The organism is Pseudomonas sp. PDM28, from assembly GCF_019219115.1.
In the GTDB taxonomy this organism is placed as follows: domain Bacteria; phylum Pseudomonadota; class Gammaproteobacteria; order Pseudomonadales; family Pseudomonadaceae; genus Aquipseudomonas; species Aquipseudomonas laurylsulfatiphila.
On the sequence record NZ_JAHUWG010000004.1, the window covers coordinates 324,051 to 334,218 of the forward strand.

Here is a 10,168-nt window from a genome sequence, read left to right on the forward strand (position 1 = left end):
AATGGCTGAACGTCTGAATAATGACTTCCAGTTCATCGAGGTCGGGCGCAAGGATCCGAAGAAGAAACTGTTGCGTCAACGCAAGAAAGAGTTCGTGGAAATCTACGAGCCCTTCAAACCCCAGCAGTCGGCCGACCAGGCCCACCGCTGTCTGGGTTGCGGTAACCCGTATTGCGAATGGAAGTGCCCGGTGCACAACTTCATTCCCAACTGGCTGAAGCTGGTGGCCGAGGGCAACATCCTCCAGGCCGCCGAGTTGTCGCACCAGACCAACACCCTGCCGGAAGTCTGCGGTCGGGTGTGCCCGCAGGATCGTCTGTGCGAGGGTGCCTGCACCCTCAACGACGGCTTCGGCGCGGTGACCATCGGTTCGGTGGAGAAGTACATCACCGACACCGCGTTCGCCATGGGCTGGCGCCCGGACATGTCCAAGGTCAAGCCGACCGGCAAGCGTGTCGCGATCATCGGTGCCGGGCCTGCGGGCCTGGGCTGTGCCGACGTGCTGGTGCGCGGCGGTGTGACCCCGGTGGTGTTCGACAAGAACCCGGAAATCGGCGGTCTGCTGACCTTCGGCATTCCCGAGTTCAAGCTGGAAAAGACCGTGCTGAGCAATCGCCGCGAAGTCTTCACCGGCATGGGCATCGAGTTCCGCCTCAACACCGAGGTGGGCAAGGACGTGACCATGGAGCAACTGCTCGAAGAATACGATGCCGTGTTCATGGGCATGGGCACCTACACCTACATGAAAGGCGGCTTTGCCGGAGAGGACCTGCCGGGCGTGTACGACGCGCTGGACTTCCTGATCGCCAACGTCAACCGCAACCTGGGCTTTGAAAAGTCGCCGGAAGATTTCGTCGACATGAAAGGCAAGAAGGTCGTGGTCCTGGGCGGTGGCGACACGGCGATGGACTGCAACCGTACCTCGATCCGCCAGGGCGCCAAGTCGGTGACCTGCGCCTATCGTCGTGACGAAGCGAACATGCCTGGCTCGCGCAAAGAGGTGAAGAACGCCAAGGAAGAAGGCGTGAAATTCCTCTACAACCGCCAGCCGATTGCGATTGTCGGCGAAGACAAGGTCGAAGGCGTGAAAGTGGTCGAGACCCGTCTCGGCGAGCCGGACGCCCGTGGCCGTCGTAGCCCCGAGCCGATCCCGGGTTCCGAAGAGATCATCCCGGCCGACGCCGTGGTCATCGCCTTCGGTTTCCGTCCGAGCCCGGCGCCGTGGTTCGAGCAGTTCGAGATCCAGACCGACAGCCAGGGCCGCGTCGTGGCACCGGAACAAGGCCAGTACAAGCACCAGACCAGCAACCCGAAAATCTTCGCCGGTGGCGACATGGTGCGGGGTTCGGACCTGGTGGTGACGGCGATCTTCGAAGGCCGTAATGCCGCCGAAGGGATCCTGGATTACCTGGGCGTCTAAACCTCGTTCGAAACAGCAATGCGATACCTGTGGGAGCTGGCTTGCCAGCGATAGCATCACCTCGGTCTACCTGACCACCGAGGTGCCTGCATCGCTGGCAAGCCAGCTCCCACAGTGTTTTGTGGTGCTGCAAAAATGCGACAAATTGACCCGATAGACAAAAGGCTGACCTGCATCCGTGCCTTTTGCGCCCGGCTCTGAGAAAATGCCCGCACTTTTTTTCCGGATGCCGACATGACTGCCCTGAAGAACGACCGTTTCCTGCGCGCCCTGCTCAAGCAACCCGTAGACGTCACTCCCGTGTGGATGATGCGTCAGGCCGGTCGCTACCTGCCTGAATACCGCGCCAGCCGCGCCAAGGCCGGCGATTTCATGAGCCTGTGCATGAACCCGGCGTTCGCTTGCGAAGTCACGATGCAACCGCTCGACCGCTATCCGCAACTGGACGCGGCGATCCTCTTCTCCGACATCCTGACCATCCCCGATGCCATGGGCCAGGGCCTTTACTTCGAAACCGGCGAAGGTCCGCGATTCAAGAAAGTCGTCAGCACCCTGGCCGACATCGAAGCCCTGCCGATTCCCGATCCGCAGAAAGACCTCGGCTACGTGATGGATGCGGTCAGCACCATCCGTCGTGAGCTAAACGGACGTGTACCGTTGATCGGTTTCTCCGGCAGCCCATGGACCCTGGCGACCTACATGGTCGAAGGCGGCTCGTCGAAAGACTTCCGCAAGACCAAGGCCATGCTCTACGACAACCCGCAAGCCATGCACCTGTTGCTGGACAAGCTTGCGCAGTCGGTCACCAGCTACCTCAATGGCCAGATCATGGCCGGTGCGCAAGCGGTGCAGATCTTCGATACCTGGGGCGGCAACCTGTCGGCAGCGGCGTACCAGGAGTTCTCCCTGGCCTACATGCGCAAAATCGTCAGCGGCCTGATTCGCGAGCACGAAGGCCGCAAGGTGCCGGTCATCCTGTTCACCAAAAACGGCGGCCTGTGGCTGGAAAGCATCGCCGATGCCGGTGCTGATGCATTGGGCCTGGACTGGACCTGCGACATCGGCAACGCCCGTGCCCGTGTTGGCGACAAGGTCGCACTGCAAGGCAACATGGACCCGACCGTGCTCTACGCCAAACCGGAAGCCATTCGCGCTGAAGTCGGGCGCATTCTCGCCAGCTACGGCAAAGGCAGCGGCCACGTGTTCAACCTCGGTCATGGCATTACGCCGGAAGTCGATCCGGAACACGCGGGTGCATTCCTGCGGGCCGTGCATGAATTGTCGGCGCAGTATCACGAGTAACGGCCAGCGCCGATTTCCAGAAGCCTGTTCCGCCTTGTGCCGGACAGGTTTTTTTATGCCCTGCAGAAATGCTGTCCGGATGAAGCCTTTCTGTCGGTAAGGGTGTTTTTTTCCTGAGTGAACATTGGATGAGCAGACCATTCCTGCCCGGCTAGATGATTACTCCTACATAGAATTCCTCGTCATCCCCGTAAGGTTCCAGACCCCTGTTCAGCACAACGCTGAACGGTAACGAAGCAAACATCGCCGCCTGCAAGGCGCCTTGTTTTCGATAAGCAGTCTGGAACACATCATGAAAATTACATTTGATAAAAGAAGTGCATTAACGGCCTGCACCTCTTCGATGATCCTGTTATCGGCAATGCTGGCCTCTCAAACCGTATCCGCCCACGGCTATCTGGATGTGCCGCCGTCGCGCGCACTGGCCTGCCAGAAAGGCTTGAACACCAACTGTGGCGGCGCGCAGTACGAGCCGCAGAGCGTCGGTGAAACCTTCAAGGGCTTTCCGGCAGGTGTCGGCGGTGCCCCCTTGCAGGGGCCGGTCGATGGCAAGATCGCCAGCGGCGGTCACGCGCTGTTCTCCGCACTGGACGCGCAGTCCGCCACCCGCTGGCACCTGACGGAAATCAAGGATCGCAACATCGATTTCCAATGGCGTTACACCGCCGTTCACCCGGCTACCAAGCACGAGTATTTCATCTCCAGCGACGGTTGGAACCCGAACGAGTCGCTCAAGCGCGCCACCTTCGAAAGCACACCGTTCTGCACCATCGATGGCGGCAACCAGTTGCCGGTGTCGGGTGCCAGGCACAGTTGCACCCTCCCGTCTGACAAGTCCGGGCACCACGTCATCCTGGCCATCTGGACCGTCGGTGATACCGACGCCGCGTTTTACAATGTCGCAGACGTGAACATCCTCGCCGAACCTGACTTGCCGGGCGGTTGGTCGCCAGTAGGCAGCATTGCGTCATCGACCCCGTTGCTGGTGGGTGACAAGGTCAAGGCCCGCGCGTTTACCGCCAAGGGCGAGAGTGCGCAATACAGCGTGGAAATCAGCATCGATAACGCTGAAGAAGGCACACCGCAAAACTGGTCGTACAAGCTGGCGGAAAAAATCAACCAGACTCACACCCTGGTTCGCGCCGGTATCCGCGACGAGAGCGGCAATGTTGCCCCGGTCAAAGGCACCAATCGCCTCTACGTGCAAAGAGAAAGCGGCGTAGTCCGCTATGAAGTGCAGTTGGCCATGAAGGAAGACGCCGCTGCGCACATGGCGGTGACCTCTCAGCAAGCCGAATACGTTCTGGATAAAGGCCGGGCCAAAGTCGAATTCAGCATGACTGCGAACCGCGCGATGGACGTCGAAGCGACCTTGTTCGATCAGAACAACAAACCGGTCGGCACCACATCGGCACAAGTGGCCACCGGCTCCACCTCGTTGTCCCTGGATGTGCGCAGCAATCCTGGTGCGCACACGCTGACCCTGGTCGGCACCACCCTGGATGGCCGCACCACCCGTCAGGACACCAAGACCACCCAACTGACCGGTGAAGGCGCGGTCATCGAATACGACTTCGTATTCCCTGAAGGCCTCAGCGACTACACCGCCGGCACCAAGGTGCTGCAACCGAAGACCGACGAAGTCTTCGAGTGCAAGCCGTTCCCTGCGTCGGGTTATTGCAAGCAGTACACCCCTACCGCCAACGGCTTCGAGCCAGGTGTCGGTGCTCACTCGCACATGGCGTGGGACAAGTTGTAAGTCCCCGCAACTGGCTTCAGGCGACCTCAAAAAAGGTCGCCTGAAGCCAGGCACTTCTGCTGAGTACCGAGTTGAAAATGAAGGTTTCGAATTTTTCCGGACAACGCTTTCGGGCATGCCTGAGCAGCATTTGTTGGCTCGCGTTGCCAGCGGGCGCGGCGGTGTTTCTGGCGTGGCAGGAACGGACGTTTCGCGAGCATCTGGTTTCACCGTTGCCCGACATCGCAGCTCTGGAGACGGTGCCGGCACGTGAACCACTCGAAACAACATCGATTGCCATTGTGTTCGGCCTGACGACGGAGGCCACACCGCGGCCCAGCGCCGAACCGCTGACCTTGCAAGCGAGCTTTGTCAGCAGCGGACTATCCAAGGCGCTGCTGGCCAATGCTCAAGGTTCTCGTCTCTATCAGGTGGGCGAGCGTTTGCCCGGCGGCAGTGTCCTGCGTCGTATCGAGACCCACCAGGTTGTGCTGTGGAACAAGGGCCGGGAAGAGCTGCTAACGCTCGTCCCCTCTGGCGCACGGTTCCTGACGGGACTCGAATCATCCCTCGATGCTCAACCGGTCACCACCACGCATTTTTTACGCCCGCTCTCCGGGCAACCAGAGTGATGAATTTCATGAACAGCTTCGTCGGCGCGCATTGGTTGCGTTCCATGCTTTTGCTTGCCGTTTTGGCAGTTGCAGCCTTCCCGGGGACGCTTCGAGGCGCCGAAGAAAAATGGCAACTGGCGATGAACAACGCAGAGCTGCGCGACATCGTCGAAGAGATCTCCAGCATACTCGGGACCACGGTAGTGCTGGACCCCAAGGTCTCCGGTCGTATCACCGTCATGTCCCGGCAGGCCCTCGATCGTGAAGGGGTGCGCCGGTTGTTCTATTCAGTGCTCGACGCCCACAATTTTACGGTGATCGATGAGGGCGACCGGATTCTCATCACCCCGGTTGCCGAGGCCAGGACCCGGGCCGGTCAGGGCACGGTAAAAACCACCACGGCGTCGCAGTTCGTGACCGAAGTCATCGGGTTGAACACCGGTAGCGCCACCGACATCGCCGGGCTGGTGCGGCCGTTGGTTTCTGCCAACGGTTATGTCGGCCCCTCGGTGTCGGCCAACGCTTTGGTGCTGACCGATACGGCCGCCAATGTGAAGCGCATCGCCCGGGTGATCCGCGAACTGGACTCCGGGCAGAACACCCTGCACGCGGTGTTTCAGCTCAAGCATGCCCAGGCGGGCGATGTCGCGCCGGTGATCGAGGCCTCCATGGGCAAGCGCAATGCCGAGTCGGCGATACAGGTACTGGCAGACACCCGGACCAATCGCCTGATTTTCATTGGTCCGCCGGTCGTTCGCCAGCGTTTGATCGAACTGGCCCGCGGGCTCGATACACCGGCCACCACGACCCTCGACAACGCCCGGGTGATTCGCCTGCGTCACAGCGATGCCAAGCAGTTGGCCGAGATTCTGGAGTCGATGGGGCAGGGCAGGAAACAGGCGTCCGCCGTCGGCAACGCCAAGGACATGTCGGGCGGCGCAACCTTCATGATCAAGGCCGACGAAAGCCAGAACGCACTGGTGCTGATTGCCGAGCCGGCACAGGTGCGGACCATCGAAAGCATCGTGCGCCAGCTGGACCAGCCGCGGGCCCAGGTGTTGATCCATGCCGCCATCGTCGAAATCTCCGGCGACATCGCCGAGGCCGTCGGTGTGCAGTGGAACCTCAACACCGGCGACGCCAAGGGCTTCATCAACTTTCCCGGCACCGACATTCCGATTGTCGGCGGGCTGAAGTTCGACGAGAAACGATCGGCGCCGGAAGGGGCGATCCTGCAACTGGGCAGCGACCGCTTCGGTGCGCTGATTTCGGCCCTGGCCAGCAACACCCACAGCAACCTGCTGTCCACCCCGAGTCTGTTGACCCTGGACAATCAGGAAGCGGAAATCATCGTCGGCCAGAACGTGCCGTTCAAGACCGGTTCCTACGCCACCAACAGCAACGGCGCGGAGAATCCGTTCACCACCGTCGAGCGCAAGGACGTCGGCATCAGCCTGAAGATCAAGCCTTACATCAACGAAGGCTCGACGTTGCGCCTGGAGGTCGAGCAGGAAGTATCGGACATCGCCCCCTCGGTGTCGGGCATCGACTCCTCGGACCTGATCACCAACAAGCGAGCGCTCAAAAGCACCATCCTCGCCGACGATGGCGAAATCATCGTGATCGGCGGCCTGATCCGCGACAGCGTGCGCACACAGAAAAGCGGCGTGCCGCTGCTGCGTGACATTCCCTACCTTGGCGCGTTGTTCCGCTGGAGCCGCGACACCCAGACCAAAAGCAATCTGATGGTGTTCTTGCGCCCGACCATCGTGCGCAGCAAGGAGGACCTGTCCCAGGTCAGCCAGCAGCGTTACAACGCGCTGCGTGACCTGAGCAAGACAGGGGCGGGGGAAAACAACTCGTTGCTGCTGCCATCCGAGGCACGCGGGTTGTTTGAACCAGCCAGCGACGCGCCAGTGTTCGACTTGCGCGGCAAGGCGCAGTAACCCATGGGCGAATTCAGCGAGCAATTGCCCTTCGGCTTCGCCCGGCGTTTTGGTGTGTTGCTGGAGCGTGACGGCGACGATCTGCGCCTTGCCCTGCGCAGCGATGCACCGCTCAGCGCACTGTCAGAGGCGCGCCGGGTGTGCGGGTCGACGCTGCCGTTCGTCATCGTCGACGCCGAAGAATATGCCTCACGCCTGGCGGCAGCCTATCGCGAGGGACAAAGCGCGATGGAGCAGGTAGCCCAAGGGCTGGACGAAGAGCTGGACTTGCTCAGCCTGGTCGATCAGGTGCCGCAGACCGCCGACCTGCTGGAGCAACAGGGCGATGCGCCGATCATCCGCCTGATCAACGCACTGCTCGGTGAAGCCGTGCGCGAGCACGCCTCGGACGTGCACCTGGAAACCTTCGAGCAGTACCTCTCGGTGCGCATGCGGGTGGATGGCCAACTGCGTGAAATGCTCAGGCCCAAGCGCGAACTGGCGACGCTGCTGGTATCGCGGATCAAGGTCATGGCGCGCCTGGACATCGCGGAAAAACGCGTGCCCCAGGATGGGCGAATGGCCTTGCGTCTGGCCGGGCATGAAGTCGATGTGCGGGTCTCGACGCTGCCTTCGGCCCACGGTGAACGGGTGGTGCTGCGCCTGCTCGACAAGCAGGCCGGGCGCCTTGACCTGCATCGGCTGGGCATGCCGGACGATACCCTCGCGGCCCTGCGCCAGTTATTGGGCAAACCCCACGGCATCCTGCTGGTGACCGGGCCGACCGGCTCCGGCAAGACCACCAGCCTGTACGCCGCGTTGAGCAGCCTGAATGACCAGACCCGCAACATCCTCACGGTCGAAGATCCGATCGAGTATCACCTGCCGGGTGTGGGCCAGATGCCGGTCAATCCGAAAGTCGACATGACCTTTGCCCGCGGCCTGCGGGCGATTCTGCGCCAGGACCCGGACGTGGTGATGGTCGGCGAAATCCGCGACCGCGAAACCGCCGAGATCGCCGTGCAGGCGTCTTTGACCGGGCATCTGGTGCTGTCGACCTTGCACACCAACAGTGCGGTTGGCGCCGTCACGCGGCTGGTCGACATGGGCGTCGATGCCTACCTACTGGCGTCCTCGCTGGTGGGCATTGTGGCCCAGCGCCTGCTGCGCACCCTGTGCCCCCATTGCAAGGTTTCCTACACCGCCGATGCGGCGGCCTGTGAGCGCCTGGGGCTCGACACGGCCACGTCGCACACCCTGTGCAAAGCCTCGGGCTGCGCGCAGTGCCAGCACGGCTATCGCGGGCGCATCGGCATCTACGAACTGATCAGCGTGACGCCCGCCGTCTCGGCGCTGATCCTTCAGGGCGCCAGCGAGCAAATCCTCGTCGACGCAACGCGCAAGGTCTCGCGCAGCCTGTTCCAGGACGGGCGTCAGCGGGTGCTGGAAGGCTTGACCAGCCTCGATGAGTTGCTGCGCGTGACCCAGGAGCACTGACGGATGCCGACCTTCGACTACCGCGCCCTTGATGCCCAAGGCCGATCCTGCAAGGGGCGCCTGGAGGCCGATGGACCCCGTCATGCGCGACAGCTGTTGCGCGAGCGTGGCGTGTGGCCGCGTGTGTTGATCGAGGTCCGGGTGGGCAGCGATACAGGCAAGCAACCTCGCGGCGCAGGCCTGAGCGCGGCTGATCTGGCCTTGTTGACCTTGCAGCTGGCAACGCTGGTTCAGGCCGGGCTGCCTCTGGAAGAAGCACTCGAGGCGGTGGCGAAACAGAGCTCGAAGCGCAAGGTCGCAGGCCTGCTCTCGGCGGTCAGGAGCCGGGTGATGGAAGGCCACGCCCTGGCCTCGGCCCTGGGACAATTTCCCAGGGCCTTCCCCGAATTGTTTCGCGCCACCGTGGCCGCCGGCGAACGCTCGGGGCATCTGGGTCACGTGCTGGAGCAACTGGCGGCCTACACACAGGCTCGCCAGGCCTCGCGGCAAAAGATCCAGATGGCCCTGGTGTACCCCTTGATCCTGATGCTGGCCAGCGCAGCAATCGTCGGTTTTCTGCTCGGCTACGTGGTGCCGGATGTGGTGAAGATCTTCGTCGACAGCGGCCAGCCGTTGCCCTGGCTGACCCAGGCACTGATCGGCGTGAGCAACGGCCTGCGCAACCATTTCCTGTTGTTGATAGGCGTCCTGGTGACGCTGTTCGGCCTGTGGCGCTGGAGCTGGCAGCAGCCGCAGTGGCGTCTGCGCTGGCATCGTTGGCTCTTGAGTGCGCCCGTCATCGGCGAAGTGCTGCGGGCCATGGAAGCCGCGCGGTTTGCCAGCACCCTGGCGATCCTCGGTAAAAGTGCCGTGCCCTTGGTGGACGCACTGGAAATTTCTGCCTCGGTCATCGGCAACCTGACCATTCGCGCGCGGATGGTCGATGTCGCCCGTTCCGTGCGCGAAGGCGGAACGCTCACCCGCGGCCTGGAACTGAGCGGCGACATCCCGCCGATGATGCTGCACATGATCGCCAGCGGTGAACGTGCCGGCGAACTCGACCGCATGCTGGCCCGGGCCGCCGAACAACAGGAAAGCAGCCTCGCCGCGCGCATTGCGCTGGTGGTGAGCCTGTTCGAGCCGGCCATGCTGGTGCTGATGGGCGGCGTTGTGCTGCTGATCGTCATGGCCATCCTGCTCCCGATTCTCAGCCTCAACCAATTGGTGAATTGATCCATGCAACCTGTCCGCAAAAGCCTTTCCCGCGTGCAACGCGGTTTTACCCTGATCGAAATCATGGTGGTGGTGGTCATCATCGGCGTGTTGGGGGCCATTGTGGTGCCGCAGTTCATGAGCCGCCCCGATCAGGCCAAGGTCACCGCCGCCAGAATCGATATCCAGGCCATCGCCACCGCCCTGGAAATGTATCGCCTCGACAACGCCCATTACCCCTCGACCCAGCAAGGCCTGGAAGCGTTGGTCAAACGTCCCTCTGGCCTGCCCGCGCCGCGTGGCTGGAACCCTCAGGGTTATCTCAAGAGCATGCCGGTCGACCCGTGGAACACGCCTTATCAGTACCTCAATCCGGGTGTGAGATCGACGGATGGCACGTACGACCTGTATTCCCTGGGTGCCGATGGCGTAGCCGGCGGTGAAGGGTTTGCAGCGGAAATCGGCAATTGGGGTCATTGAA

8 protein-coding genes are annotated in these 10,168 nt (G+C 62.1%); all 8 read left to right on the forward strand.

Features of this window, described 5'->3' with window-relative positions; genetic code table 11:
- The first annotated feature begins 1 nt into the window (after position 1).
- The 8 genes from KW841_RS10815 (at position 2) to gspG (ending at position 10,167) form a co-directional block, all read left to right on the forward strand.
- On the forward strand, positions 2 to 1,420 hold the full coding sequence (locus KW841_RS10815; protein WP_007975602.1) for an FAD-dependent oxidoreductase: 1,419 nt from the start codon (positions 2 to 4) through the stop codon (positions 1,418 to 1,420).
- 234 nt (positions 1,421 to 1,654) lie between these two features.
- Complete coding sequence (gene hemE, locus KW841_RS10820; RefSeq protein WP_095964623.1) at positions 1,655 to 2,722, forward strand: uroporphyrinogen decarboxylase; 1,068 nt, start codon at positions 1,655 to 1,657, stop codon at positions 2,720 to 2,722.
- Positions 2,723 to 3,014: 292 nt separating this feature from the next.
- Complete coding sequence (gene gbpA, locus KW841_RS10825) at positions 3,015 to 4,481, forward strand: N-acetylglucosamine-binding protein GbpA (RefSeq protein ID WP_218475852.1); 1,467 nt, start codon at positions 3,015 to 3,017, stop codon at positions 4,479 to 4,481.
- 77 nt (positions 4,482 to 4,558) lie between these two features.
- On the forward strand, positions 4,559 to 5,092 hold the full coding sequence (locus KW841_RS10830) for a type II secretion system protein N (RefSeq protein ID WP_218476202.1): 534 nt from the start codon (positions 4,559 to 4,561) through the stop codon (positions 5,090 to 5,092).
- 8 nt (positions 5,093 to 5,100) lie between these two features.
- Positions 5,101 to 7,020, forward strand: coding sequence for a type II secretion system secretin GspD (gspD, locus tag KW841_RS10835; RefSeq protein ID WP_218475854.1), 1,920 nt, complete (start codon positions 5,101 to 5,103; stop codon positions 7,018 to 7,020).
- Positions 7,021 to 7,023: 3 nt separating this feature from the next.
- Entirely contained in the window at positions 7,024 to 8,496 is a 1,473-nt protein-coding gene (gspE, locus tag KW841_RS10840; RefSeq protein WP_218475856.1) for a type II secretion system ATPase GspE, read from the forward strand.
- Between the two features lie 3 nt (positions 8,497 to 8,499).
- Positions 8,500 to 9,708 (forward strand): type II secretion system inner membrane protein GspF, encoded by a 1,209-nt coding sequence (gene gspF / locus KW841_RS10845; RefSeq protein WP_218475858.1) that lies wholly within the window; start codon positions 8,500 to 8,502, stop codon positions 9,706 to 9,708.
- 3 nt (positions 9,709 to 9,711) lie between these two features.
- Positions 9,712 to 10,167, forward strand: coding sequence for a type II secretion system major pseudopilin GspG (gene gspG / locus KW841_RS10850; protein ID WP_218475860.1), 456 nt, complete (start codon positions 9,712 to 9,714; stop codon positions 10,165 to 10,167).
- The last annotated feature ends 1 nt before the right edge of the window (position 10,168 follow it).